This is a genomic window from Achromobacter sp. ACM05 (genome assembly GCF_019218915.1).
GTDB lineage: Bacteria > Pseudomonadota > Gammaproteobacteria > Burkholderiales > Burkholderiaceae_B > Achromobacter > Achromobacter animicus.
In genome coordinates this window covers 74011-98994 of record NZ_JAHUWQ010000003.1, presented here as the reverse complement: position 1 = coordinate 98994, position 24984 = coordinate 74011, and the positions used below count along the sequence as shown (strand labels likewise).

Below are 24984 nucleotides of genomic sequence, written 5' to 3'. Positions count from 1 at the left end.
TCACCCTTGTTGTGGAGCGAGAACGAAAAACCCCTCACCGATTCACGTATTTTTTTCGGGCACGTCGATCGAGATAAGCCATCCGAGCCGGCGGGTCCGCAAGCCGAGGCTCGCCGACACCGCCTGGATGGCCTGCTCAGGATCATCAAGGGCGAACACGCCGAAGACCGGAAGGCGGCGTGCCGCTGGCGCCACGCGCAGGACACCCACGTAATACGCCTGCAATGCCTGGACCACGTCTTCGAGCGGGGCATTGTCGACGCTGAGCATGCCGGTTTGCCAGCTGGCCAGTGCCGTGGGATCGCCGGACAAGGGTTGCAGACCCCTCCGGGTCAGCCGGACGCCTTGGCTGGATTGCAGCGTGGCCTGGCTACCGTCCGCGGCGGACACGCTTACCGGGCCGTCCAGCGCCACGACCCGAACGGAATCGCCGTGATGAGCCGCCATGACGCGCCCGCTGGCTGACCGCAGCGTGCCGTAGGAAGTGCCGATCGCCAGAGCCGACGCCGCGTGCGCGTGCACCCGCGCAATCAAACCTCCCGCTCTGAGCGAGATTTGCCGGTGTGCACCGGAGAAATCAAGATCCACGGCCGAGCGCGCGTCGAGCATCACGTGGCTGCCGTCGGGGAGGTCGAAGCTGCGGCGTTCGCCGGTGCCCGTGCTCAGATCGGCCAGCATCTGACTGATTGGCCGCGCACGATCCAGCGCCATCAGACCCCCACCTGCCGTGCCTGCCAACACCAGCGCGCCGCGCAGCATTTGCCGCCGGCGCTTGTGCAGGAGCGCCTTGCGCGCCGCGAGCAACTGGCCATGCGACGGCCCATTGAGTTCCTGCACGACCGTGATCGGTTGCTGCAGCACGCCCGTCACGCGGCGCCACGCCTGGGCGTGGCGGGGATCGGCATCATGCCACCGTTCAAACGCGTCGCGGTCGGCGGCCGACATGCGGCCGGCTTCCAGGCTTACCTGCCAATCGACCGCCGCCTCCAACATCGTCGAGTCGGGCTGGCGCTCGTCATCCGTCAGGGTTCGCATGCCAGGCACTGCAGCAGCGCGCGCTTCATATAGCGCTCGACGGTGGCGAGCGACACCCCCAACGCCTGCGCAATCTCGGGATAGCGCATGCCATCGAGCCTGCTGTACAGGAATGCCGTCTTGACAGGAACCGGCAGTTGATCAAGCGCCCGATCTATGCGCTCGATCGCTTCAAGCAACAGGGCGCGCTGCTCGGCGGAGAGCGCCACGGCCTCAGGCACTGCCATCAGGGATTGCAGATAGGCGCGCTCCAGATCCTGCCGCCGCCATAGATGAAACAGCACGCGCTTGGCGATCGTGGAGAGAAACGCACGCGGTTCGCGTAGATGCGGCGCGTCACCCGACTCCGCCAACTGCACGAATGTCTCGGCCGCGACGTCTTCCGCGTCGGCACGGTTGCGCAGGCGCGCACACAAACGGCCCAAAAGCCAGGGCTGATGGTCTCGGTACAAGGACGCTAGAAGCGAACCGTGCGGGGCGGTCAGGGGCGAGGAAACGGAGGACGTCATCAGCGCAAGCGGGGATCATTCCGCGCCGGAACAGACGAGCCCCGGCCAAATCGTAATGTAAATAAGAGCCATTCTTGATAAATCTTACCCTGAAATGGCTTCTATTTCCGGCTGGTGCGTGAGATGAAGTTGAGGTTTCTGCGCTCAGGAAGGCAGGAGGCCCGTGGCGACGAAGACATCGCAGCCGATGTCCGCCTCGGAAGGCGCCGCGTGTTGGCGATAATCTTGTGCGGGTATGGCGCTTGCGCCTCGACCCGCAGACATGCATTTCGGCTATCGCTCAGCGTATCGGGAAGAACGTGCCGGCCAAGGTTCCATTCGCGCCGCAATAAGGCGGACCCGATGCACCCGCGCCGGGCGGCTGTTCCTCCACGACCAAGGCATCGCCCTGGCGCTTCAGGTTCAGTACCCAGCCCTTCGTGTCGACGCTCTTGACCTGCAGCCGTTCGCCCTTGGCCTTGCCGGAAGCCTCCACGTTGCACGACCAGCTTCCGGTGCGCGGCTTTTCGGCGGATCCTTCATACAGGATGTCGCCATCGGGCTTCTTCCAGAGCGAGATCTCGCCCGAGATGTTGCGCCATCTGCCGGTAAAGCCCTTGCGTTCAGCCAAATCCAGCGAGGCAAGGAACGCGTCCCGGTGTTTCATGCGGGTCGCGATCTCCTCGACTGGCTTGTCTTTGTCGAACGGCTGCTCGAAGGCATCGTCGCGCACCTTGGTGAAATCGCGCTGGTCGCGCAACAGCGCTTCGGCCGTGACGGCGTCCAGGGATTTACGCGCCTCGTTGTAGCGCTTGGCGATGCTCGCATCAAGCGCCGCGAGTTGCGGGTTCGCGCAGATGGCCTTTTCTGCGCCCGTGCGCGCCTTGGCGCAGTCGAACGAAGGCGAAGCCTGCGGCGCCGCCGTGGCGGTCAGGGAGAGTGCGCACAGCGCAGCGGCGCAGGCGGCGGGGAGCAAGTTTTTTGTCGGCATGGTGCCGTGGATGATAGCGAGAATTCAGGAGGCGTAGGGTCAAAATGATCCTTGCCCTGACTGGCGCGAAACGATACCTCCGCCCCCCACGAAAGGAGCGGGATTTCAAGGCTATTTGCGCTCAGATCCTTCACCGCCCTGCCCGTCATCAATTCCCGCAAGCGGCAAACGCTCGTCGAGCCATCCCGTGATCCCGCCGCGCATCACCTTTACCAGCCGCCCCAACTGAGCTAGCCGTATCGCGCCCCGTGTCGCGCCATTGCAATGCGGACCTGCGCAGTACGTCACGAACAGCGTGTCCACGGGATAGCTCGCCAATTTCGACTCGACTAGCTTTCCGTGCGGCAGATTCACCGCGCCCGGCACATGGCCCTGCGCGAACAGCGTGGGACTACGCACGTCCAGCAGCACGAAACCGGGTGAGCCGCTGGCGAACGCGCCGGCGACATCTGAACAATCGGTCTCGAATTGCAGTTCTGCGCGAAAGTGGGCGAGCGCGGATGCGCTGTCGGCGGCGGGGATGGCGGTGACGGGGTTGGGGGTCGGCATGGTTGAACTCTGTGTGAAAGGGCCAAAGAAGCGATGCTGGAAGATCGATCCAGGAGCCTCATTCTGACGGCGGACCGCGCGCCGGATAAGTGGCGTAAATGACAATTACCGGTAACATCACGCCATGGAAAAACACCTTGTCGTCGCGCTGGCTTATGACCGGCTGTGTACTTTCGAATTCGGCTGTGTGACCGAGCTGTTTGCGCTCGAGCGTCCCGAGCTCGACGTCGATTGGTATCGCTTCGCGGTCTGCGCAGTCGAGCCCGGCCCGCTGCGCGCGGCAGGCGGCATCACCGTGGCGGCGCCCTACTCGCTCAAGCTACTTGATCGGGCGGATACGATCGTCGTGCCCGGCTGGCGCGACGCGGACGAGTTGCCGCCTGCGCCCTTGCTGAAAAAGCTCCGGATGGCTTACCAGCGCGGCGCGCGGCTCTGTTCGATCTGTTCCGGTGTGTTCGTGCTGGCGGCGGCGGGCGTCCTTGATGGAAAGACCGTCACCACGCACTGGCGATACGCCGCCAAGCTGCAGCAGCGCTACCCGCAAGTGCGCGTTCAGCCGGACGCGCTTTATGTCGATGAAGGGCAGCTCATCACGTCAGCGGGCTCGGCAGCCGGTCTGGACATGTTGCTCCACCTGGTGCGACGCGATTATGGGGGGGCCGTGGCAAATCGGGTGGCGCAACGGCTCGTAGTGGCTCCGCACCGGGAAGGCGGGCAGGCGCAATTTGTGCCGCGCCCCATGCCGCACAATGAAAGCGGGCGACTGGCCAAGCTGATGGACTGGATGCGCCTGCATCCTGCTTTGCCACACACCCTGCGATCACTGGCAGAGCGCGCAGCCATGAGCCCGCGCACGTTGCAACGGCAGTTTCAAGACGCCACGGGCATGGCGCCGTATGAATGGCTGGTCCGCGAACGCGTGGCCGCGGCGCGTGACATGCTGGAGGCCAGAACGCCGTTGCCGATTGGCCGCATTGCCGAACTCGCCGGTTTCGGCTCCGAGGAGTCCATGCGCAGGCACTTCCGGCGCATCGTAATGACGAGTCCGGCCGCTTACCGGGATAAGTTCGGCAACGGCGCGTAGGCGTGTTGACGAGACCCGCTCAAGTCGCGGCAGCCGTCTGCCTCACCAGCGGATCTTATACGGATCGTCTCCCAACCCCCATACACCGCTTTTCCGTTCCAGCATGATGTGCCGGGTCTGCCACTCGTCAGGCTGATCCCTCGAAGCAAAGCCGCTTATCTGGGGATAGAACGCGGGGTCCGCTGCCCAATCCGCGGTGGCGCGATCCAGCCGCCATTCGAACTTCACCGCCGACACCGCGTTGGGGTTGTCGTCGAACGGATTCTTGCCCGGCTTGGAGTAGTCGAGGATCTTGCCGACCTGCAGGCCAGGGGCGCAGAACTTCGCGGTATAGACCAGCTTGGAAGCGAGGCGGACCTCGCCAACGGTGTAGTACGCACGGCCCTTTTCGGTCAGCGCCATGTGGCTGGTGGCGTCGTCGGGATCCTCATCCGGTTTTGGAGGTGAACCATCGCCGTCAGCACTGACGCGCTTGACCGTGATGAGTCCGTGTTTGATTAGCCCTTGCACGACCTTGTCCTGTTCTTCCAGGAAGACCGTGTAGACATCGGTCGGCAAGGGCCGCACACCCACCACATTGACGCAGGCGCTGCCTGGGGCATTGGTGGGCGTTTCCATGGCGGCGACCAGGATCTTGCGTATCTTGCTTTCGGTCAGGCCTGGACCCAGCGGGGATTCCTTCCAGGCATAAAACCCCACGGCTGCGGCGATGGCCAGACCCAAGGCCCAGGCCTTGCGCGGAATCCGGCGGCGTTTGGTCGTGCGCTGCTGCTGATTCATTCCCTTCCTTGCGGCTGGTGGACTCGCGATAATACCGCGCAGCGCAAGGGGCCTGCGAGCCCCGGGAGGCGACCTCGCGCGATTGCCTGCCCAGGGCATCTGCCATCGAAGCCACAGACCCGCAAGAATCACCGTCATCCTGACGCTGACTCTGCGGGCGGTCCACTTCGGCCATCACGGCTCGTATTTCGAGATCTTCGTTCCCTCGAGCGAGACGCCGGCCATCAGGCCTCCGTTGTTCATCACGAAGCCAACAATCGGCTGCTTCGCAGTGTTCGTGTCGATGCGTCCGTTGGCGCCGATATTGACGATCGCCACCGTGGCATCGGCGCCGACCGTCCAGCCGCTGCTGTTGCGAAACTTGTTCAAGGCGTCATCCGTCATGAACAGCAGGACCATGGCCTTTGATTGCGCGCCCGCCTGAAAGCCGATCGACCCCGACGTGGTGCGGTAGTAGCCTACCGCCGACTGACCTACGCGCAGCACACCTTTGCCATGCTCGGCGCCGACGATGAAGCTCCCGCTGAGCACATCCGGGAACACCAGCACGCCCCTGGCGCGAGCGACCAGCTCACGGGATGACGGCGCGGCTTCGTAAAGCTTGGATAAGGTCGCATTGGCCGCGTCGTCCAAAGCAGCCCGCGTATCGGTCTTGGGCGCAGCAGACGGTTTGGACGGCGGTGTCGTGGTACAGCCCCCAAACAGAAAGCCAGCCGCAATGATGGTGAAGAGGGCCATACCGGTCCGGCAGACTGCGGAATATTTATGAGACATGACGTACTCCTTTTGTGGTGTGTCGCACGGGAAACTGGGTAACGCATGAAAAAAAACGCCCTGCGCGTTTACGGCCCGACCTGATAGCCGCGCTGCTGCATGCAAGCGGCATAAGCCGACGAAGCGTTCGCACTCTGCTGCGCCTGGTTCGCACGATCCTGACGCCGGTCCTGTCGTTGGCGCGACCCGCCCACCACCATGCCCGCCGCGGCGGCGTCCTTCGCCTGGTTCTGCCGGTACGCCTGCTTGGTGTCGTCATCCATACGGTCATACACCTCTTCGTGCTGGCGCCCACGCGCGCCTGCGACGACAGCGCCCGCCGTGGCGCCGGCTGCTGCGCCACGGGCTCGTCCGCCAGCCGAAGGCGTGTCGGCGGCCGCCGCGCTCGACGTGTTGGCCGACTGCGCCTGGCACGCGGCGATGTCCTGCTGGGTCAATTCGGGAGTCTGGCCTTTGAGCGGCGTAACGGTCTGGGCGGCCGTCGACAGGCAGACGCCTGAGAGCACGACCGCCATGCAAGGGAAAATCGACTTGTTCATGAAAATCTCCAGGTCCGCATCGTTCGAATCGCCAGCGCTGGTGTCCCGATTGGCGGACACCAGCGCCGGCCCGCCACCCATGCATCCAAAGATGCAGAGATCGGTGTCGTGCGGTGCGGGGATGCTAGTTCGATCAGGCGTGGACGAACAGCGTGTTTCGCGGGCACATTGCGTAGCCCGATACGGATTCACACGGGAAGGGGCGGGCTGGATGAGACGTATCGCGGATATTCATTGCGGCCTCCGATGCATAGAACAACGGTCAATGAAAATACGTCTTGCGCGGCGCCAAAAGCGCGGCAAGTTCCGGAATGCGATTTGTCACTTGGGACTTGTTCTGGTCGGGCGCCAGGCGCATCGCACCATGCTTGATGCGAAATCTACCTGACGCCTGCGGCCGTCTCAATCATCCCAAAGATGCTGATTCTGCGGATGAATATACTGCTGCGAAATAAAAACAGCATCATCGTTTTTACAGTGACGGAAGACGCCATGGCGGGTCCAGATCAGGTGATTTCATTCCATCCCGACAGCCCAAGCATCAATCCCATGACCAGCTGAGCAGTCGTCCTCTCTGGCGCTCGTCGCGCGAGGTTAAGTTCATTCGCTCCATGCCGTAGTACCAGAAAGAGCTCGAATCGGCGCTACGGCGCACATCGACCAATGGAGGAGTGCGACATGCCGAGGTTTCCCTTGAAGCGTCTTACCAATCAGAGAACCCCGCGCCGCCTGACGGGCTTTGTCGCCGTCCCCCTGTTGAACCTCGCGTCCAGCGCCTATATCGGGCAAACCGCCCTCGCCGGGGACTGCACCGTAAGCCCCATCTCCGTTTGCGCTGGCCCGGCTGCCGTTACGGACGTCCCGCAGGCCATCAATGCGGGGGCTCCCATCTCTGTCACCACCCAACCCGGATTCGGCCTGTCCGTATCCGTGGCAGATAACGGGATCGATCTTCAGGGTATAGGCGGGGTGTCGTTCGTCGACGACCATCAGTCGAATATCAGCACGGCAGGCAGTTTCGGCATCTATGGCTTGAACGACGTCAGCGGCGACCTCAACATCACCTCCACCGGCGCCGTCACTGCGACGGGCCCGTCGGGCGAAGGAATCCGAGGCGACAGCTATGGTGCAAACATGCTGATCATCGCCAATGACACCCAGGGCGGGGAAAACGGCATCGGCGCCAACGGCTACGGCAGCGGGTCGGTTCGGGTTGTCTCGACGGGGACGGCCACGGGCGTGAGCAAGGCAGGCATCTACGCCAACATGGTCGGCGGCACCGATCTGACGATCGAGGCGAATCACACGCAGGGCTATGAGAATGGCATCGTCGCCATGACCGGAACCGGCGCGCTGACCGTGACCTCGTCAGGCTCGGCCACCGCGACGAACGGCCATGGCATCGCGCTATACGGGCAAAACGGTGCTATCACGCTCACCGCAAGCGACACCTACGGTGGCAACGGCAACGGCATCTATGTGTCGAACAGCGGTACGGGCGCTGTCCGCGTCACGTCCACTGGCACGGCCACCGGGTCCATCGACGGCATCGGCGTGCAGATCGCAGGCGGCACCGATACGACCGTCACCGCGGCGGACACGGCAGGCCTGAGTGGCGCGGCCATCATCGTCAACAACAACGCCGGCACCGGCGCCGTCCAGGTCAGCTCGACCGGCACGGCGAATGGCGCCAGCGACGGCATTGCCGTCACCAACGCGACCGGCACCAGCACCACGGTCCGCGCGGTGAACAGCAACGGCGCCAGCAACATGGGAATTCTGGTCGACCACAGCGGATCCGGCGCGGTGCAGATCGACTCCACGGGCACGGCGACCGGCGGCTTCAGCGGCATCGCCGCGTTCACCTATTCCGGGGTGGACACGACTATCGACGCCGTGGATACACGCGGTGAATTCGGCATTGCGGTCTCCGGCAACGGCGGCGCCATTTCGGTCAGGTCGACCGGTACCGCCACTGGCACGACGTCGTCGGGGATCTCTGTCGCGAATGCGGGGGCCGGAGACGTTGCCGTTACCGGAAGGGTCACGAACGGCGGACTGTACGGCATTTACCTGGTGACGACTGACACGGGCGATGTCAGCATCACAAGCACGGACACCTCGACGGGCGCCGGCATGGATGGCGTGTATGCCGAAACCCGCGGCCTTGGGTCGGCGCTGGACATCACCGTCAATAACGCCCAGGGCGGACGCAGTGGCGTGTATGCCGTGAATGGCGCTGGCGCCTCGCCGACCGCCAATAGCACCAACGTCGTCGTGCTGGGACACGTGGCGGGAGGTTCCGGCGCCGCGATCTCTACAGCCTCGAATGCCGGCGGCATGAGCACCGTCGACGTCAGGCCGGCTGCCCGCGTCGAATCAACCTCCGGCATTGCTATTTCGAACAATGGCGGGAACAGCCACGTCATCGTCCGCAACGGCGCCGTCGTCAACGGCGCCATCAACCTCGGCGCGGGCAACGATACGGTGGACCTGTACGGCGGGTTCTCCGGCATCACCGCGCTGGACGGCGGCAGTGGCGGCGTTGACACCCTCAACGTGTCCGATGCCGTGAACGCGACGCGCGCCGGCAGCGGCATCCGCAATTGGAGCGTATTCAATCTGGCCAGCAGTGGTCTCACCTTGACGGATGCCGGATTGGCAGTGGGCACACCCGCCGACACGACGACCGGTGTGTTCCTGCGTGGCGGATCGTCGCTGACGGTTCAGCAGAGCGGTTTCGTCCTGAACGGCAATTTGTCCCTGGCTGCGGGCACGGCCCTGTTCGGACCGGCCATCAGCGGCGGCACCTCCACCATCAGCGGTACCGTCACCAACGCCGGAACCATCACGCTGGGCGGGGCCGCGCCCGGCAACGTGCTGACCATCGGCGGCAGCTACGTGGGCAGCGCCGGCGTCATCGCCTTGAACACCGTACTGGGCAACGACGCGTCGATCACCGACAAGGTGGTGGTCAACGGCGATACGGCCGGCACCTCGGTGTTGAAGGTAACCAACGCGGGCGGCGCGGGGGCCGCAACCACGGAAGGCATCATGCTGGTTTCGGTGGGCGGCGCCTCGAACGGCGCCTTCTCGCTGGCCGGCGATTATCAAGTGAACGGCAAGCCCGCAGTCGTGGCGGGCTCGTACGCCTATCAGCTTTACCAGGGCAACGCGTCCGGCACGGAACTGGGCAACTGGTATCTGAGGTCTGAACGGACGGACGACGCACCGTCCGCGCCGGGGGTGAACCCCGCGCCGCAACCGCTGTATCAGGCCGGCGTATCGGCCTACGAGGCCTACCCACAGGCGTTGCTGGCGCTGAACGGGGTGTCGACGCTGCAGCGCCGTGTCGGGAATCGCTACTGGTCGGGCGCGGGTGGCGGGCAAGGAGCAGGCAGCGATGCCCGCGCGGGTGGCACGCAGGACGCCGGCGCTCACCTCGACGGCACCGGCGCGTGGGCACGTATCGAAGGCGGCAACCGCCGGATCGAGCCCAGCACGTCGACCAGCGGCACCGACTTCACGCTGAACTACTCGAAGGTGCAGGCGGGCTCGGACGTTCTGTTGTCCCGCCGCGAGAATGGCGCGCTGGTGGGCGGCGGATACTTCCAATATGTACACGGCAACACGTCGACGCGCTCCGTATATGGCAATGGCGACATCGCCACCGACGGCTACGGCCTGGGCGGCACGTTGACGTGGTACGGCAACGACGGCCTCTACGTGGATGGCTTGGCGCAGGTCATGTGGTTCAACTCGGACCTGAGTTCGCGACTGGCTGGCCGCCGCCTGGTCAAAGACAACGATGGCGCCGGTTACGCCCTGTCCGTCGAAAGCGGCAAGCGCATCGCGCTGAACGGCGTATGGTCGCTGACGCCGCAGGCGCAGTTGACCTATTCGGGCGTGCACTTTGATCGCTTCGACGATGCGTTCGGCGCGACGGTGCGCTCAAGCCGGGGCGGCAGCCTGCAAAGCCGGCTGGGCGTGACGTTGGACCGTGAGACGCGCGGCGGCAAGGATGGGATGGACCGCTCGCATGTCTATGGTGTCGCCAACCTGTACTACGAGTTTCTGAATGGCAGCCAGGTGGATGTGGGCGGGACGGCATTCAAGTCGCGGCCGGATCGCCTTTGGGGCGGCATCGGCGCCGGCGCGTCCTACAACTGGGGCAAGGACAAGTATTCGATCTATGCCGAGGGGTTGCTGAACACCAGCTTGGCGCACTCAGGCGGCAATCGCTCGTTGTCGGGGACCATGGGCTTTCGGATGCGCTGGTGAAGGCGGCGGACGACTGCCCGCTCTACTTCTTGAACATCCCTTCCGCGACCAGATCCGCTTGCCGGCCATTCACGAGCGCGGTCGCTTCCGTGATCCGGTAGTCGGCCTGAAAATCGCAGAATTCCTGGGTCTTCATCGGCAACAAGGTGCTTGAACTGAACGAATCCCATGCCCGGCCATCCAGGCCTTCGTTCATCGTGTTCATGCCAAACGGACTGAACGCCAGGGTGCGCTGCGTCGTCGCGCCCTGGTCATTCTTCAATTCGACCGTCACCCGCAGGTTGGCGATTTCACCCAGCTTGTCGGTGGTGACGACAAAATGCGGTTCGCAGGCCAAGGCGCCGCCGTTGCCGCCGTGGTACGTCGACTTGTGCTGCAGGCGCAGCGTGGGCGCCGCTTTGCCCGCCTGTTTGCGCTGGTCCAGATCGCTTTTGCATTGGCCCAGGAACTTGGCATCGTCCTGCGGATCCGGCTGATGGTTGCGCCGCTCCTGGCGGTATTGCAGGGCCTTTTGGCAATCGGTCCTTACCGACTGGCCGTTGTAATAGATCCAGCTCAGGAATCTTGGTGCACGGGCGGAGCCCTGCTCAATCGCCTCTTCAAACAGGGAACGCGCCCGGGCGTAATCGACCGGAACGATCTCGCCCAGGTAGTAGATTTCGCCCAGATTGACCAACGCATCCCGGTCGCTTTGCGCGGCCGCGCGCTCGAACCATGACACGGCGACGGGCGGATCCTGATCCACGCCCCACTTGCCTTGCAAGTAGGCAAGGCCCAACAGGTTCTGCGATTGCGGCTCGCCGGCTTCTGCCGCGCGTTGCCACCACTTGAAGGCCTCGGCGTCCTTCTTCTCGACGTGCGAGTAGCCAAAGTTGTAGAAGCTGCCAACACGGAACAGCATCTCGGGTTCTTTGTCCCGCTCTGCCCAGACGCGCGCCAACCGCAGGGTGTCCAGCTTGGTGAAGCCGATTCGCGCCATCATCGCGCGGGCATCGGAGGAGGCCGACCCGACGTGACGTTCTAGGTATTCGATGACCGGCAGCCGCATTTCGACGTCCGTCTCGGCTGCGGCCTTGCCCTCGTAAACGATGTGGCGCTGGCGCTCCAGCTCTTTCATGTCGTCGATGTTGTCGATGTCGTCCTTGGCGATGAGCCCGATGTAGCGCTCAGCGATGCTGGCGTCTTTGTCGACACCGATGCCGTACTCGAAGAAGTAGGCGGCGTTGGCACACCCGTATTGACCGCCCTGATGGCACGCCAGCGCGAAGTTGGCGATGGCCAATTTGACGTCGCGGCTGACGCCCACGCCGTGCTCATACATGAAACCCAGCGCCATGAGCGCTTCGGCATCGTTGTCCTTGGCGAGGTCCTGAAGCGCCTTCAGCGCCCCGGCGTCCTGCTGGACGGCGCGGTCATAGAGGCGTTCGGCCTGGTGGTCTGGTTCGGCGATGGCCGAAAAGGCGCATCCCACCAGCACCGCTGCGGCGGCGAGCTTCAAATACGTGTACATGTACTGCTTCCCTGTGAACAACGGCTGTCGCTGCGGTGCAAACGACCGGGCGATTGTATCTGCGCCATGTGGCAGCGCGGTTCCACGCAGATCAAGACGAACGCATTGATCCCGCACTCAGCCTGACCGCGCGATGCGTTGCGATAGACTCCCGGCTTGTTCGGCATTTGAATCAGCAGGAGTTACACGCAATGAGCAGCCCATTTCCAGGCGACATGTGGGCAGTGGGCGAAGCCCAGATCAACGGTCTGCCGGTCGTCGTTCGCTTTCGCACCGGTCTGCCGTCCGAGTCCGATCGTCAGGTCAATGAAAACCTGATCATCATCACCTGGGCGTATGAGGGCATCGAGACGGGCATGCCGAACGACGAAGACAAGCAGCGCACCAATGCGTTTGAAGAAGCCATCGAACAGGGCTTCGAGCATTCGGACGCCGGTGTGCAGGTGGCTTGCCTGACGGGCAATCATCAGAAGGAGTGGCGGTACTACACACCGAATGTCGAAGCGTTCCTGGATGCGTTCAACGCATGCCTTGCGGGGCATCCGGTCTATCCGGTTGAACTGCGCATGTTCAAGGATCCGGACTGGAATGCCTTGGCGGGATTGCAGCCGAAGGGGTCGGATCAGCTGCATTGAAGCGGGGCCGGTTCCATGCTGCATCCCCGGCCCCGCTGACGCATCGCTCCACGACATCAAGCCGCGGCCGGCTTGATGTTCTGGTTATGCCGAAACAGATTGTGCGGATCGTAGCGGGTCTTCACCTGCACCAGCCGGTCGAAGTTTTCGCCATAGGCCGCTCCCACCCGTGCGGTTTCGTCCTGCGTCAGGAAGTTCACATACACGCCGCCTTGCGACCAGGGCTCAGTCGCCTTGAAGATGTCCCGCGCCCAGGCGATGCACCGCGCATCGTCCTGTGGATCGTCCCAACGTCCGTGCACATTCATGGCGAACTGCGCCGCCCGGTGCGGATACGCGGTGGCTGACACCGGCACCTGCATCGCCACGCCGGCAATGTGGCCAAAGAAGATCTCGCATTGCGGCGACGGCACGTTCTGTACCGCCGACACGACGGCGTCGATCAGGCCGTCTTCCAGCTCCCCGATGTTGTGAGACTTCCAATAGTTGCGCGCGCCGGGCGTCAGCAATGGATCGAACGCCTTCTGCCAGGCCGCGTAAGGCATCGGCCCAAGATGTTCGCCGTAGGGCTCGCCCAGACCACGCACCACTTGCAGGGCATCCGGCCCCTTGTCCACGCCGCCCGTGTAGCACGACGCAAAGGCGATGATGGGCTTGCCGTGCACGGATGCCGGCAGGAACGGCAGCGGCGGCGCCTGGCGCAGCACCGCCCAAACGGTCAGCTCCTGAGGCATGGACGGCAACGCATCGCGGTATCGCGCCAGCGCGTCGCGCGCCTGTTCGAGCGGTATCACCACCAGTCCGCCGTAGACCTCCGGCCCCACCGGATGAAGCTGAAACTCGAACATCGTGACCACGCCAAAATTACCGCCGCCGCCGCGAAGCGCCCAGAACAGGTCCGGGTTTTCCGAGTCGCTGGCGTGCAGCAATTGGCCGTCGGCCGTGACGACGTCGGCAGACACCAGATTGTCGACGGTCATGCCGAACCGGCGCGTCAGCCAGCCGAAACCGCCTCCCAACGTCAAGCCGGCTACGCCGGTCGTGGAGTTGATGCCCAGGGGAACGGCAAGGCCGAATGCCTGCGCTTCGTGATCGAGGTCGGACAAGGTGGCGCCGGGTTCCACGAAGGCCCGAGCGCGCACGGGATCGATGCGTACCGATTTCATGGGTGACAGATCGATCATCATGCCGTCATCGCAGACGGCGGTGCCCGCGATGTTGTGGCCGCCGCCGCGCACGGAGACTACCAACTGATTCTCGCGCGCGTAATCCACGGCGCGGCGCACGTCGGCAGGGCCCGCGCATCGCGCAATGACGGCGGGCCGCCGGTCTACCGTGGCGTTCCAGATCTTGCGGGCGTCGTCGTAGCCGGCATCGCCGGCGGACAGGATCTGGCCCCGGACCGCGGCGCGCAGATCTTCCAAGGTGCTGCTGGACAGTTTGTTCATCACACATCTCCTCGAAGGCGATGCATTTACAAACAGCGTCTAAAGCAAGCCGTCTATCTGCTGGGGCGCGACATGGGAGTTGCCTCCTTGAAAAAGGGGCCATGACCCTGTGCACATGAATGCCCGGCGAACGCCGCGCGGGGGGAAGGCGGCAGACGCCCTGTGCCGTGCGCCGGAGCGTGCGTGATGGGGAAAAGTATAGGCCTTTGCCCGCGCGGACAGGAGTCCTACGAATCGTTTTTCAGAACCCCGCGCACGTTCATGACGGCCAATCCCAGTTGCAGTGCAATAAGCGCCCACGCGTCATCGTGCAGGCCCCACGCCACCCACAGCACGTTGCTGGCGAGAAAGACCCAGAAGCCCGCGTGGCGGCGCCCGGCGCTACGCGACGCGACCAGCCAGGCGGCGGCAAGCGACGCCGCCATGGCTGGCCACTGCAGAAAGTCCCACAACGCGTCAAGCGTCATCGGCTACGGTCCCTGCACAATCTGTGCACCGGGATCACGGCTTGGACCGGGCGCCCTGACCGCGGTTGCGCTGGCTCTGCTGGTCCTGGCCAGTGCCGATCTGCGTGGTATGGCCCTCCTTCTTCGTGCGGTTCTGCGTGTCGCCGTGACTCGCCTGCGACTCGCGGGGCGTGTCGTCCTGGCTGCGGTCGGGCGCGTCCGTTTCGTGCGTGCTGTCCTTGTGTTTGGTCATCATGTGCTCCTTTCATCAGGGTCAACGTGGTACGTACTGGGGGACCAGTCATTCCTTCGCGGTGCCGACGTCATCGACACTGCCGGTGCTACCGGCGCCCGAGCTGCTCGCGCCTGGATTCAAGCCTCCCGCGGCTCCAACGCGGATCCGGTTCTCGACATCATTCACGCCCGCGCACTCGACCGTGCAATCCTCGACGCGGTGTTTGGTGCGCCGATCGGGAACGGTGCCCTCCAGCACGACATGACCGTCCAGGACCGCGACCGAAACGTCGCTCACGTCCAGGCCGCTATGGGCCAGCGCTTCGCATACGTTCTCGCGGATGCGATCGTCCGAACGGATGTAGCCCTTGGGATCGGTCCGGCGCGATGCGCGATCCCGCCAGGCCGTCGGGCCACGGTTATAGCCGCCCCGTTCGGCGGTTTCGAACGACATGGATTCCTCGCGCCACGCGGGGCGGTCGCCGTAGTAGCCGCCTTCGTCATCGCCGAACGACGTGGGACCGTCGTAGGCCTGTTCCCGGCCGCCATAGGCACGGTCGCGGCCGCTCTGGAAGCGTCCCTGGCCGCCGGCCCCGCGGCCTTGATCGCCATATCTATTTCCTTGCGGGTCGTATCCGCGATCATCACCGCCACGGCCGCGGCTCTGACCCTCATAGACCTGTTGGCGCTGGAACGAGGGATCTTCATTCGAAAACCCGCCATAGCTGCTTTGGCCGGGATCGGCACCGCGGCTGCGCACCGGTTCCCGGGTCTCGCGCGTGCCGCCTTGTCGCGTGCCTTCGCCCTGGTAACCGTATGACGGCGCGGGGTCCTGCCACGGTTCCCGGTCGCCGCGATAGTTCGACGTGTTCCTCGGGTCTCTACTCATATCGTCTCTCCCGTTGCAAGTTGCGAAACAAGCAGGCCGGACTCGCGCTCAAACGTTGAAACGCGCGCCCTCGCCCGCCCGCTTGGTGTAGGCAGCAAGTGCTGTGCCGGGTGCCGATTGCGCAAGCGGGGGCAGGGTCCACGCTTTATGGCCGATAGGCCAAAGGCGGCCGCGATGCTAAGAAAGGGTCATGCGGTCAGAACGCCGTGGCAAGGCCAAACAACCGCATCCGGCAACACGACACTCGACATTCAGGAGATGAATATGGCTTCAGGATCCAGGCTGTCCGACGTAATCGTAAAACTCCCCGATCGCTCCACATGCCGCGTAGAACGGCGTTTGATCGCAAAGAGAACCCAGGAGGCCTCCAGCGTCCCCATCTATGTCTGCACCTTGCCTTCTGGCGAACCCGTAACGTGGCTGGGAGGCGGTAAATATCGCTTGCCGTGCGGGTCGGTAGGCGTGGCCGTTGCGCACAAACCGCCAGAAAGATGACGGGAGGGCGGACGGCACGGAGCTTGCTGGGCCCGGGCATTCACGCAGGAGGATCGGAATGAATGCCATCGAACGGGTCGCCGCTTACATGCACGAGCATTCGCTGAAACTGGTGACGGCCGAGTCCTGCACGGCGGGGCTGATTGCGGCCACGCTTGCGGACATACCGGGCGCGGGCGCGCTGCTGGATTGCGCGTTCGTCGCCTACTCGCCGCAGGCCAAGCAGAAATGTCTGGGCGTGGCCGCGCGCACGCTGCAACGCCACAACCTCACGAGCGAAGCCGTGGCACGGGAAATGGCGCTGGGCGCGGCGCGAAACAGCCCGGCGAATGTAGCGATCTCAAACACGGGCGTCACCGACGATACCGACCCGGAGATTCCCGCCGGCACGCAGTGCTACGCGTGGGTGTTCAAGTCGGGTCCGGCCGACGTCTCGCCGGCGATCTATACCGAGACGGCGCGCTTCGAGGGCGATCGTAATGCCATCCGCCGCGCCAGCGCCGAACACGCCCTGGCGCAGCTGATCGCCTATCACAAGCAGTGGCTGGACGGCGCCCGCCCCTCCTCGTCCCGATCAGCCTGAGCACCAGCGCCGTCCGGCTCGGCCTCCCACCCCATCCGCAGTGCGGCGGCGAATCCGCCTTCGACGCGCGAGTACGGCCGAGCGCTTGTGCTGACGCGCGGCAGGCACGACCATGCGATGTGCGCCCCGCCGGCTTCCAGCTTGTCGACCAGGGCCTGGTCCTCGCTGCACGTCAGCGCCGCAAAGCCGCCGATGCGGCGGTACGTGTGCGCCGCGATGCCCAGGTTCGCACCATGCACATGCCGGTGACCGTCGCGATCGTGGTAGTGCGTGGCGAACGCCCGGCGTGCGCGCTGCGCGAACTCGCCATGCGCATCCCATCCGGTGACCGATACGGTGCCGCAAACCACCTCGGCATTCAGGGAAAGCTGGTCGGCCAGCCATCCGGGCGACACACAGGTGTCGGCGTCGGTGAAGGCCAGCCAGCGCGCGCCGGCATTGAGCAGATGTTGAGCGCCCGCCGCGCGCGCCATGCCGACGTTGCGCGCCTGGACCATCAGAAGCTCCACCGGCCAGCCTGCCGCCCGGCGCGCGGTTTCATCCTCGCAGTGATCCAGCACCACGACGATACGCACGGGTTCCCGGCCAAGACGCGGATGGCGGGATGCGCGCATGACGGCTCGCAGGCAGTCTTCGATGTGGCGCTCTTCGTTGTGCGCCGGAATGCATACGCCGATCATGAATGGCTTCCTGATTGGGGGTGTCTGCGCCAGGCATCCAGGCGGAACTCGTCTTCCACGTGATGCACGCTGCGCGACAGGCCGGGCAACGCGCCGATCGCCGCGTGCAGCGCGTCCGTGTTCTGAAGACGGTCATCGAAATCCGGCCGCCAATGGCAGGCAACGATCTCGCCGTCCGGCGCAAGGGATGCATCGACGGCGCTCAAAAACCTGCACAGCGCGGCCCCGTCCAGGTAGTACGCGACTTCCGACAGCACGATGAGGTCATAGCCAGCGGCGGGCGTCTCGGGCCACTGCCGCGGCAGGTCCAGCGTCAAGACCTGGACATGGTCCATGCCTTCGCCGGCCACGCGGGCGCTGCAACGCGCCGTTGCGGCCGGCGCGGCGTCCACCGCACAGACGCGCGCGCAGCGCAGCGCAAGGCACCGCGTCAGCTCGCCCGTGCCGCAACCCGGCTCGAGGGCATGGCGATAACACTCGCGCCCCAGCGCCGCCAGCAACAGGCCGCGTTTGCGGCGTTCATACCATGCGCTGGCCACGCGCCACGGATCGGGATCCGCCTGGTAGAGCCGTTCAAAATGGTCCACGGCTACAGAGCCCATGGCGTGCCTCCGTCGTTGAGCACCGCCTGTCCATGCGCGGCCTGATCACGCTCCGCATGGCTCTGCCGGATAAACACGGGCAGATCGGCCATTACCTGCGCAAAGTCCGCGTCGCGGCACAACGGACCCGCGCCCAGCGCCCGCGCGGCCCGTTCCACCACCACCGACGCAGCCGCTTCCACGGCCAGCCGCGCGCGAGCGCAGGCCAACGCGCACGCCTCCCGCGGATGCGCGTCGATCTCGGCGGCGGTTTCGCGCAACACGGCCCGGGCCTGCGCCAGGGCCACGTCGATGGCGCCCAGATGCGCCAGCCGATGCGGGTCGGCGGAATGCCTGGGCAAGGCCCGGTGCAAAGTCTGTGCGATATGCAGCAATCCGCCGTACCAGCACGCTGCAATACCGGCGCCGCCGTGAAGAAAGCCAGGCCGATGCACGTACGCGCCAGGATCATCCACCAGCGCGCAGCGCGCGTCCCGAAAGACCACGTCCACGCTTGCCGACGCGCGCATACCCACGGCATGCCAGCCGGCATCGGTCACCTGCACGCCGTCCTGATCCATTGCCACCGCGGCCAGACACGCCTCGCCCGCGGGATTCCAGCCGCTGACGAGCGCGTGCGTGACGGCAGCCGCGCCGGAGCACCACGCCTTGACGCCTTGCAGCACTGCCGTGCCGTCGGGCTGCGGGGTGATTTGCACGCGATGATCCGGGGGCTCCGCGCACCACACCGCCCAGCGGCTATTCGCCGGCGGGACAGGCGCCTGGAGTTCCGCCAGGATGGCGAGCGCATCGGTGTGCCCTTCGTAGAGTTTGACCAGGCTCAGGTCCGCCTCGGCCACGCGGGCCAGTGCGCGCCACCGATCCAGCGTTTGGCCCGACCCCGGCAAGGGCAGTTGATCGCATCCCTGTTCCACCAGGACGCGCAGCCAACGGCCGGGATCCAACGGCGCATGGGCGTCGGATAGGACCTCATTCAATCGTTGGTGCGCGGACTGCCGGGGAGGTGACGGGTCGGGACGTTCGGTCATGGCGATGCGTAGGTGCGGCGTTGGGGTTATGTCCCCGGACAGCAAGCGCCGTGCCCATCACCGCACGCGCGGCGTCCAACCCATGGGCAACGCGTCGCCTTCCACGCAAGCGACCAACGAAGCCCCCTGCCCGCCCTGCACCGCATGGCCGCCGGTGAAATCGGAAAACGCCGGCAGCACGGTGATGCCTTCACGCAGCCAGAACGCGGGCCAGCTGCGCGGGACGCCCGGCACACGCGTTTTCGGGTGCACGTGGCCGGCGATCACGTGCCGGCCCTGCGTGTCTGGTGTCGGCAGGTGGCGGAACAGGAACGGGCCGTCGGCCCACGCCTCGCCGAGCTGGCGCATGCCCAGCGCCGGGGCGTCCAGCGCGCGGTCATGGTTGCCGGCCAGCACCGCCACGTCCACGTCCGGATTCGCCTCGCGCCACGCAATCCACGCATCGCGCCACGCGGCCTGCGCGGCGGGCCCGTGCAGGACGTCGCCGACAATCAAAAGCTCCGTGGCGCCCGTCGCGGCGATCAGGTCCGACAGGCGCCGCAGGTCGTCCATCGTCGCCCCGCGCGGCACGGCGATGCCCGCTTGCCGAAAGACGTGGCTCTTGCCCAGATGCAGGTCCGCGATCACCAGACGGGACCGCGCAGGCCAGTGCAACGCGCGCGCCCCCAGCAGGACGACAGGCTCGCCTGCCAGCGCCATCGCAAGTCCGGCCTCAGGCGATTCGCGCATACCGCTTCTCCAGTTGCTCGGCGGCGCGCTTGACTCGTGCCTGCCAGGTTTCGGTGCTGAGCTGCCCGCGCAGGCTTTCCGTCCACAGCGGAAACGACAGCGGCGTGAGCGCGCTCGGCTCGCACAAGGCCAGCTCGCGCCGCTGGCAGTCCTGCAGCGCCGCCAGGAGCCGCGGCGCCTCCAGTTGCAGTTCAAAGACTTCGCGCTCGGCCTGCGCGAGCAGCAGGTGATCGGGATCGTAGCGGCGCAGCACGTCGTAGAGCAGCCCGCTGGAGGCCTGCACCTGCCGCAGCGAACGCGCCGCCTGCCCCGGCAGCGATGGCGTCAACAACCCCGCGACACGCGCGATCTCTCGAAACTGCCGGCGCGCCATTTCGCCCAGATTGACGCCTTCGCGCAGGTCATCGGCCATGTTGTCCGGGCTGAGCAGTGCGCGCAGCAGCGTGTCGTCCAGGGCTGCGGGTTCGGCCAGCGTCAGCATCAGGCCGTAATCGTTGACGGTGTAGGAGATGGTGTTGGCCTGCCGCCGGCCCCAGCGCAGGGCGACCATTGCAGCGATGCCTTCATGCACGGCGCGGCCTGCGAACGGAAACAGGAACAGATGCGAGCCGCGCCGCGTCTTGATCAGTTCGGCCACCAGACGGCCGTGGTCGGGCAGTGCGCTGGCCTGTTCCTGGATGCGCAGCAGCGGGGCAACGGCGCGCATTTCCGGGTGCTCGCCGGGATGGGAGTACAGGCTCTCGACCTCGCTCGCCAATTGCGTGGACAAGGGCATGCGCCCGCCCTGCCAGGTCGCGACGGGTCCGTCTCCGCCCTTTGCCCGCCGTACGTAAGCCACCATGCCCTCCAGCCGCACCAGTTCCAGCGTGCGCCCGGCAAATTGAAACCGGTCGCCGCGCCGCAATCGCGCCAGAAAGCCCTCCTCGACCGATCCCAGGCCGCCGCCTCGCAGATACTTCACCGCCACCGCGCCGTCGGACGTGATGGTGCCGATGGACAGCCGATGCCGGAACGCGATGCGCCGGTCATGCACGCGGTAGCAGCCGTCTTCATCGCGCACGACGCGGTGGTAGTCCGGATACTTCGCGAGCGCGCGTCCGCCCTGCACGATGAAATCCAGCACGGCCTGCCAGGTCGCGGCATCGAGCGTGGCGTAGGCATGCGTGCCGCGCACCTCCTCAAACAGATCGCCAGCTTCGAAGCCGCCACCCAGCGCCAGCGTCACCGCGTGCTGCGCCAGCACATCCAGGCTGCCGATGGGCGGCACGCGGGACTCGATCTCGCCGCGCGCGATCGCCTGCCGGGCCGCGGCATACTCGATCAGTTCCAGCGCTTGCGCGGGCACGCAGACCACGTTGCCGGACTCGCCGGGCCGGTGCTTGGCGCGGCCGGCGCGTTGCAACAGCCGCGCGACGCCCTTGGGGCTGCCGATCTGCAGCACCTGATCCACCGCCGGAAAGTCCACGCCCAGATCCAGGCTGGACGTGGCCACCACGCAGCGCACCGTGCCGTCGCGCAGCCCTTGTTCGACTGTGGCGCGCAGTTTGGGGTCCAGCGAGCCGTGATGCAGCGCCAGCGTGCGCGGATCCTCCGGCCAGATCGACTCCAGCGCGCGGTGCCACAGCTCGGCCTGCGCACGCGTGTTGGTAAAGAGCAGCGTGGCGCGCACATCGAACAGGCGCTTGAAGACGCGTTCCAGCTGCGACAACCCCAGGTGGCCCGCCCACGGCAGGGCGCGGCTGCGCTCGGGCAGCAAGGTGGAGATTTGGATCTTGCGCGGCTTGGCGCCCGCCACCAGCGCGCTGTCGGGCGCCTGCGGCAGCAGCACGGCGCGGGCCTCATCCAGATTGCCCAGCGTGGCGGACAACCCCCACGTTCGAGCCGCCGGCGACAGCTTGCGGACCCGCGCCAGACACAGCTGCAGTAGCACGCCGCGCTTGTTGCCCAGCAGTTCATGCCATTCGTCGACCACGATGCAGCGCAAGGCGCGAAAGCGCATCGAGGCATCGGCGTAGGAAAGCAGCAGCGCCAGCGATTCCGGTGTGATCACCAGCACGTGCGCCTTGCCCTGCCGCGCCAGCCGCTTGTCGCGCGCGCTGGCATCGCCCGTGCGCAACGCGACAGTCCAGTCGATGCCCAGTTCGGCCGCCGTCTGCGCCAATGCCCGCGTCGTGTCCGCAGCCAACGCGCGCAGCGGCGTCACCCACAAGACGCGCGGACCTTCGCCGGTGACCGCCTTTGCCGGCATATCTTCCGAAAGCGCTTCAAGGAGCGGGCCGCCAAATGCCGCCAGCGTCTTGCCGCTGCCCGTGGGCGTGTGCAACAGGCCCGACTCGCCGTCCAGATAGCGGCGCCACGTCTCGCGTTGAAAAGGCGCGGCTTTCCAGCCGCGCGCCGCAAACCACGCGACCAGCGCCGCATCCCTGCCCCGGGCCGTGCCGCTCATCGCGCCAGCGCCTTCAGCGTGTCCAGCTGATCGGCCTGATCCGCCGGCTTGTCGTGCCGCCAGCGCAGGATGCGCGGAAAGCGCACGGCGATTCCGGACTTGTGACGCTTGGAGATGTTCACGCCTTCGAAGCCCAGTTCAAACACCTGCACGGGTTCGACCGAGCGCACCGGACCGAAGCGCTCGCGCGTGTGCGCCCGCAGCCAGCGGTCCAGTTCCAGGATCTCTTTATCGTCCAGGCCCGAGTAGGCCTTGGCAATGGGCACCAGCGCGTCGCCCTCCCACAGCCCGAAGGTGTAGTCGGTGTAGAGCGTGCTGCGGCGGCCGTGGCCGGACTGCGCGTACAGCAGCACGGCGTCGATGGTGAGCGGGTCGATCTTCCACTTCCACCAGTCGCCGCGCCGCCGCCCGCTTTGGTATGGCGCGCTGCGCCGCTTGAGCATGAAGCCTTCGACGCCGCGCTCGCGCGATTCGCCGCGCAGCGCGTGGGCCTCGTCCCAGCTTGCCGGCGCGACGGCCGGCGACATCCGCAGCCGAGGGTCGGGATGGCGGCGCAGCAGCGCCTCCAGGCGCTCGCGGCGCTCGGCCTGCGGCAATTCGCGCAGGTCCTCGCCTTCAAGTTCGAGCAGGTCATACGCCAGCAACTGCACCGGCGCCTCGGCCAGCCACTTGGGACCGGGTTTCAGGCGCTGGATGCGGGTCTGCAGGGCCGAGAACGGCATGGGGTCCGTGTTGCCGTCCTGCCAGGCCAGCAGTTCCCCGTCGATGACGCAGTCCACGTCGAGCGCGGCGGCCGCCGCTTCAACTTCCGGAAAGCGGCCGTCCAGGCGCTCTTCGCCACGGGACCAGATGGATACCTCGCCACGCCGCCGGATGAGCTGCGCGCGGATGCCGTCCCACTTCCATTCGAGCAGCCATTCGTCGATGGGACCAAGCACGGCGGGATCGCCTTCGAGCGGCGACGCCAGGAAAAAGGGATACGGTTGCTGGCGGTCGCCTGGCAGTTCCTCGGCGCTGAGCAGATCGCGCAGGAACGCCGGACTGGGCGACCACGCGCCCAGCATGCGCTGCGCAATGCGGGCGATGGGCACGCCCGACATTTCGGCCAGCGCCTGCTGCACCATGCGCTGAGACACGCCGACGCGCAGCGCGCCGGTCAGCAGCTTGTTGAAGACCAGGCGTTCTGCATAGGGCAAGCCCAGCCAGGCCGAGACGACCACCTCGCGCCGCTCGATCTCATCGCGGTTCGCGACGGGCAAGAGAATCTCTTCGATCCAGTCAGCCAGGCCGCGATCCGGCGCGGCCGCTTCCGGATCCGGGACGAGCAGCGCCAGGGTTTCGGCCAGGTCGCCGACCTGGTCATAGCAGGCGTCCAGGAGCCAGGGCGCAGTGTTGGAAGCGTCGGCCGCCCAGGCCCGCAACTCGCCAACCCCCGCGATCTTCTTACGTGTGCTGGTGATCTTGCCGCCGGCCAGCAGATACAGCGCCCAGACCGCGTCGCGCGGCGGGGCATCGCGGAAGTACGCCACCAGCGCCGCGCGCTTATCCAAGGTGGCGGTGCTGCGGTCAAGCTCCTGATACAACGCCGCGAATCGCTTCATGCCTGCGTCCGTTCCCCTGTCGATCTTCGTTCGATGGCCGCCCTAATCGTCTTCGCCATACTGCGTCACAAGCGTCTCGGCGGCGATGCCGGATTCATTCAACGTACGCACCAGCGCCTCGGTGTCGCCGTGCGTGGCGATGACCCGCTTGGCGCCGGTGTCGTGGATAGTGCGCAGCAGGTCGGGCCAATCGGCATGGTCCGACACGACAAAGCCGCGGTCCATGTTGCGGCGCCGGCGGTTGCCGCGCAGCCGCATCCAGCCCGACGCAAAGCCATGCTGCGCCTTGCGGAAGCGCCGCAGCCACGCGCTGCCCGCCGCCGACGGCGGCGCCAGGATCAGCTCTCCAGCAAATCCCGTTCCCGAGGCCGCGGAAGGGCCGTCCGCGTCGATGACCAGACGCGTGTCGGCCAGCGGAACACCGGCCTTGCGATAGACGTCCACCCCCGCGGCGATCGCGCCGTGCAGGTAGACGGGCCGGTCCGCAAAGGGGATCAATTCAGCCAGCACGCGCTGCGCCTTGCCCAGGGCGTAGCAATAGAGGATGGCGGCCTCGCCGCGCGCGGCGCAGTGGTCGCGCCATTGCACGATGTCGCGCGCCACGTCCGAGGCGCTGGGCCAACGGTAAATAGGCAGGCCAAAGGTGGCCTCGGTGATGAAGGTGTCGCAAGGCACGACTTCAAACAGGCTGCACGTCGGATCGGGCTGGCGCTTATAGTCGCCGGACACGACCCAGACTTCGCCATCGACTTCGATGCGCACCTGCGCCGATCCCAACACGTGGCCCGCCGGATGCAACGACACGCGCGCGTTACCCAACGTGAAGACTTCGCCATAGGCATGGACCCGGTAGTCCTGGTCGCCCAACCGCCATTGCAGGATAGGCAAGCCTTCGGCGCTGGTGTGGTAGCGCCCCATGCCGGAACGTGCATGATCGCCATGACCATGCGTCAGCACGGCGACCTCGACGGGCCGCCACGGATCGATATGAAAGCCGCCGGCTGGGCAATACAGGCCTTCCGGACGCAATTGCACGATGTCGCGCATGGGACCTCCCGATCGGCGCGGCGCGACGGTTTCGCGGCCGCATGTCTTTGGTTATACCCCGCGAGGACGCAGAAAAAGTGCGCTGAAAAC

At 65.8% G+C, this 24984-nt stretch carries 24 protein-coding genes; 5 read left to right on the top strand and 19 right to left on the bottom strand.

The genetic code is table 11. The annotated features are described in order from the left end of the window. Positions 1-42: 42 nt before the first annotated feature. The 4 genes from KW836_RS18775 to KW836_RS18760 all read right to left on the bottom strand — a co-directional run bounded on the left by KW836_RS18775 (position 43) and on the right by KW836_RS18760 (position 3063). The gene (locus KW836_RS18775) at positions 43-1035 is read right to left on the bottom strand and encodes a FecR domain-containing protein (protein WP_175185763.1); all 993 of its coding nucleotides are present in this window, start codon (positions 1033-1035) and stop codon (positions 43-45) included. Beyond that, a complete protein-coding gene (locus KW836_RS18770) occupies positions 1023-1544 on the bottom strand; it encodes a sigma-70 family RNA polymerase sigma factor (protein ID WP_175139312.1) in 522 nt (173 codons plus the stop codon). Before KW836_RS18770 ends, KW836_RS18775 begins: the two co-directional genes overlap by 13 nt. Before the next feature lie 280 nt (positions 1545-1824). Next, positions 1825-2499, bottom strand: coding sequence for a lysozyme inhibitor LprI family protein (locus KW836_RS18765; protein ID WP_255595969.1), 675 nt, complete (start codon positions 2497-2499; stop codon positions 1825-1827). Between the two features lie 126 nt (positions 2500-2625). Continuing rightward, on the bottom strand, positions 2626-3063 hold the full coding sequence (locus KW836_RS18760) for a rhodanese-like domain-containing protein (RefSeq protein WP_218344384.1): 438 nt from the start codon (positions 3061-3063) through the stop codon (positions 2626-2628). 124 nt (positions 3064-3187) lie between these two features. On the opposite strand from KW836_RS18760, the gene ftrA reads away from it, so the two are divergent. Beyond that, positions 3188-4147: a transcriptional regulator FtrA gene (gene ftrA / locus KW836_RS18755; RefSeq protein WP_218344383.1), complete on the top strand. Its 960-nt coding sequence runs from the start codon at positions 3188-3190 to the stop codon at positions 4145-4147. A gap of 42 nt (positions 4148-4189) precedes the next feature. On the opposite strand, the gene KW836_RS18750 is transcribed toward ftrA, so the two are convergent. From KW836_RS18750 to KW836_RS18740, 3 genes are all read right to left on the bottom strand, one after another. Then, entirely contained in the window at positions 4190-4927 is a 738-nt protein-coding gene (locus tag KW836_RS18750; protein ID WP_218344382.1) for a hypothetical protein, read from the bottom strand. 174 nt (positions 4928-5101) lie between these two features. Continuing rightward, positions 5102-5701, bottom strand: coding sequence for a YSC84-related protein (locus tag KW836_RS18745; RefSeq protein ID WP_175125286.1), 600 nt, complete (start codon positions 5699-5701; stop codon positions 5102-5104). 68 nt (positions 5702-5769) lie between these two features. Then, entirely contained in the window at positions 5770-6240 is a 471-nt protein-coding gene (locus KW836_RS18740; protein WP_175185769.1) for a YMGG-like glycine zipper-containing protein, read from the bottom strand. A 432-nt stretch (positions 6241-6672) separates the two neighbouring features. Between KW836_RS18740 and KW836_RS27950 the strand changes: the two genes are divergently transcribed. Both KW836_RS27950 and KW836_RS28155 read left to right on the top strand, forming a co-directional pair. Continuing rightward, positions 6673-6801, top strand: coding sequence for a hypothetical protein (locus tag KW836_RS27950; RefSeq protein ID WP_255595966.1), 129 nt, complete (start codon positions 6673-6675; stop codon positions 6799-6801). 408 nt (positions 6802-7209) lie between these two features. Then, positions 7210-10521 carry an autotransporter outer membrane beta-barrel domain-containing protein gene (locus tag KW836_RS28155; RefSeq protein WP_218344381.1) on the top strand — a complete coding sequence of 1104 codons (3312 nt, stop codon included), beginning with the start codon at positions 7210-7212 and terminating at the stop codon, positions 10519-10521. A gap of 22 nt (positions 10522-10543) precedes the next feature. On the opposite strand, the gene KW836_RS18730 is transcribed toward KW836_RS28155, so the two are convergent. Then, positions 10544-12031: a tetratricopeptide repeat protein gene (locus KW836_RS18730; RefSeq protein ID WP_218344380.1), complete on the bottom strand. Its 1488-nt coding sequence runs from the start codon at positions 12029-12031 to the stop codon at positions 10544-10546. Between the two features lie 191 nt (positions 12032-12222). On the opposite strand from KW836_RS18730, the gene KW836_RS18725 reads away from it, so the two are divergent. Further along, positions 12223-12666, top strand: coding sequence for a DUF695 domain-containing protein (locus KW836_RS18725; RefSeq protein WP_218344379.1), 444 nt, complete (start codon positions 12223-12225; stop codon positions 12664-12666). 56 nt (positions 12667-12722) lie between these two features. On the opposite strand, the gene KW836_RS18720 is transcribed toward KW836_RS18725, so the two are convergent. From KW836_RS18720 to KW836_RS18705, 4 genes are all read right to left on the bottom strand, one after another. Then, positions 12723-14114: an FAD-binding oxidoreductase gene (locus tag KW836_RS18720; RefSeq protein WP_218344378.1), complete on the bottom strand. Its 1392-nt coding sequence runs from the start codon at positions 14112-14114 to the stop codon at positions 12723-12725. A 227-nt stretch (positions 14115-14341) separates the two neighbouring features. Continuing rightward, a complete protein-coding gene (locus KW836_RS18715) occupies positions 14342-14581 on the bottom strand; it encodes a hypothetical protein (protein ID WP_175125271.1) in 240 nt (79 codons plus the stop codon). Between the two features lie 34 nt (positions 14582-14615). Then, a complete protein-coding gene (locus KW836_RS18710) occupies positions 14616-14816 on the bottom strand; it encodes a hypothetical protein (RefSeq protein ID WP_246282998.1) in 201 nt (66 codons plus the stop codon). Between the two features lie 45 nt (positions 14817-14861). After that, complete coding sequence (locus KW836_RS18705; protein ID WP_218344377.1) at positions 14862-15683, bottom strand: BON domain-containing protein; 822 nt, start codon at positions 15681-15683, stop codon at positions 14862-14864. 553 nt (positions 15684-16236) lie between these two features. Here KW836_RS18705 and KW836_RS18700 point away from each other — a divergent pair. Further along, the gene (locus KW836_RS18700) at positions 16237-16761 is read left to right on the top strand and encodes a CinA family protein (protein ID WP_218344376.1); all 525 of its coding nucleotides are present in this window, start codon (positions 16237-16239) and stop codon (positions 16759-16761) included. Here the strand turns inward: KW836_RS18700 and KW836_RS18695 are convergent. The 7 genes from KW836_RS18695 to KW836_RS18665 are packed head-to-tail and all read right to left on the bottom strand — an operon-like array spanning position 16710 to position 24894. Further along, positions 16710-17441, bottom strand: a complete 732-nt coding sequence (locus KW836_RS18695; RefSeq protein WP_175125266.1) for a glycosyltransferase family 2 protein — start codon at positions 17439-17441, stop codon at positions 16710-16712. The two genes, KW836_RS18700 and KW836_RS18695, sit on opposite strands and share 52 nt — an antisense overlap. Further along, on the bottom strand, positions 17438-18043 hold the full coding sequence (locus tag KW836_RS18690; protein WP_218344375.1) for a bifunctional 2-polyprenyl-6-hydroxyphenol methylase/3-demethylubiquinol 3-O-methyltransferase UbiG: 606 nt from the start codon (positions 18041-18043) through the stop codon (positions 17438-17440). Before KW836_RS18690 ends, KW836_RS18695 begins: the two co-directional genes overlap by 4 nt. Then, positions 18031-19071, bottom strand: coding sequence for an acyl-CoA dehydrogenase (locus tag KW836_RS18685; protein WP_218344374.1), 1041 nt, complete (start codon positions 19069-19071; stop codon positions 18031-18033). Before KW836_RS18685 ends, KW836_RS18690 begins: the two co-directional genes overlap by 13 nt. Positions 19072-19128: 57 nt before the next feature. Beyond that, the gene (gene pdeM, locus KW836_RS18680; protein WP_218344373.1) at positions 19129-19800 is read right to left on the bottom strand and encodes a ligase-associated DNA damage response endonuclease PdeM; all 672 of its coding nucleotides are present in this window, start codon (positions 19798-19800) and stop codon (positions 19129-19131) included. Beyond that, on the bottom strand, positions 19784-22246 hold the full coding sequence (locus KW836_RS18675) for a ligase-associated DNA damage response DEXH box helicase (RefSeq protein WP_218344372.1): 2463 nt from the start codon (positions 22244-22246) through the stop codon (positions 19784-19786). Before KW836_RS18675 ends, pdeM begins: the two co-directional genes overlap by 17 nt. Continuing rightward, positions 22243-23847 carry an ATP-dependent DNA ligase gene (locus KW836_RS18670; RefSeq protein ID WP_175139335.1) on the bottom strand — a complete coding sequence of 535 codons (1605 nt, stop codon included), beginning with the start codon at positions 23845-23847 and terminating at the stop codon, positions 22243-22245. The genes KW836_RS18675 and KW836_RS18670 overlap by 4 nt, the downstream gene beginning before the upstream one ends. Before the next feature lie 42 nt (positions 23848-23889). Further along, on the bottom strand, positions 23890-24894 hold the full coding sequence (locus tag KW836_RS18665) for a ligase-associated DNA damage response exonuclease (protein WP_175125251.1): 1005 nt from the start codon (positions 24892-24894) through the stop codon (positions 23890-23892). Between the last annotated feature and the right edge of the window lie 90 nt (positions 24895-24984).

Bases quoted from the DNA above. Each gene is read 5' to 3' on its own strand.
- KW836_RS18695 (WP_175125266.1), bottom strand. From the start codon at position 17,441: ATGATCGGCGTATGCATTCCGGCGCACAACGAAGAGCGCCACATCGAA.
- KW836_RS18745 (WP_175125286.1), bottom strand. From the start codon at position 5,701: ATGTCTCATAAATATTCCGCAGTCTGCCGGACCGGTATGGCCCTCTTC.
- pdeM (WP_218344373.1), bottom strand. From the start codon at position 19,800: ATGCGCGAATCGCCTGAGGCCGGACTTGCGATGGCGCTGGCAGGCGAG.
- KW836_RS18740 (WP_175185769.1), bottom strand. From the start codon at position 6,240: ATGAACAAGTCGATTTTCCCTTGCATGGCGGTCGTGCTCTCAGGCGTC.
- KW836_RS18705 (WP_218344377.1), bottom strand. From the start codon at position 15,683: ATGAGTAGAGACCCGAGGAACACGTCGAACTATCGCGGCGACCGGGAA.
- KW836_RS18730 (WP_218344380.1), bottom strand. From the start codon at position 12,031: ATGTACACGTATTTGAAGCTCGCCGCCGCAGCGGTGCTGGTGGGATGC.
- KW836_RS18665 (WP_175125251.1), bottom strand. From the start codon at position 24,894: ATGCGCGACATCGTGCAATTGCGTCCGGAAGGCCTGTATTGCCCAGCC.
- KW836_RS18770 (WP_175139312.1), bottom strand. From the start codon at position 1,544: ATGACGTCCTCCGTTTCCTCGCCCCTGACCGCCCCGCACGGTTCGCTT.
- KW836_RS18775 (WP_175185763.1), bottom strand. From the start codon at position 1,035: ATGCGAACCCTGACGGATGACGAGCGCCAGCCCGACTCGACGATGTTG.
- KW836_RS18690 (WP_218344375.1), bottom strand. From the start codon at position 18,043: ATGGGCTCTGTAGCCGTGGACCATTTTGAACGGCTCTACCAGGCGGAT.
- KW836_RS18710 (WP_246282998.1), bottom strand. From the start codon at position 14,816: ATGATGACCAAACACAAGGACAGCACGCACGAAACGGACGCGCCCGAC.
- KW836_RS18715 (WP_175125271.1), bottom strand. From the start codon at position 14,581: ATGACGCTTGACGCGTTGTGGGACTTTCTGCAGTGGCCAGCCATGGCG.
- KW836_RS18760 (WP_218344384.1), bottom strand. From the start codon at position 3,063: ATGCCGACCCCCAACCCCGTCACCGCCATCCCCGCCGCCGACAGCGCA.
- KW836_RS18720 (WP_218344378.1), bottom strand. From the start codon at position 14,114: ATGAACAAACTGTCCAGCAGCACCTTGGAAGATCTGCGCGCCGCGGTC.
- KW836_RS18700 (WP_218344376.1), top strand. From the start codon at position 16,237: ATGAATGCCATCGAACGGGTCGCCGCTTACATGCACGAGCATTCGCTG.
- ftrA (WP_218344383.1), top strand. From the start codon at position 3,188: ATGGAAAAACACCTTGTCGTCGCGCTGGCTTATGACCGGCTGTGTACT.
- KW836_RS27950 (WP_255595966.1), top strand. From the start codon at position 6,673: ATGAATATACTGCTGCGAAATAAAAACAGCATCATCGTTTTTACAGTG.
- KW836_RS18675 (WP_218344372.1), bottom strand. From the start codon at position 22,246: ATGAGCGGCACGGCCCGGGGCAGGGATGCGGCGCTGGTCGCGTGGTTT.
- KW836_RS18750 (WP_218344382.1), bottom strand. From the start codon at position 4,927: ATGAATCAGCAGCAGCGCACGACCAAACGCCGCCGGATTCCGCGCAAG.
- KW836_RS18670 (WP_175139335.1), bottom strand. From the start codon at position 23,847: ATGAAGCGATTCGCGGCGTTGTATCAGGAGCTTGACCGCAGCACCGCC.
- KW836_RS18685 (WP_218344374.1), bottom strand. From the start codon at position 19,071: ATGACCGAACGTCCCGACCCGTCACCTCCCCGGCAGTCCGCGCACCAA.
- KW836_RS18725 (WP_218344379.1), top strand. From the start codon at position 12,223: ATGAGCAGCCCATTTCCAGGCGACATGTGGGCAGTGGGCGAAGCCCAG.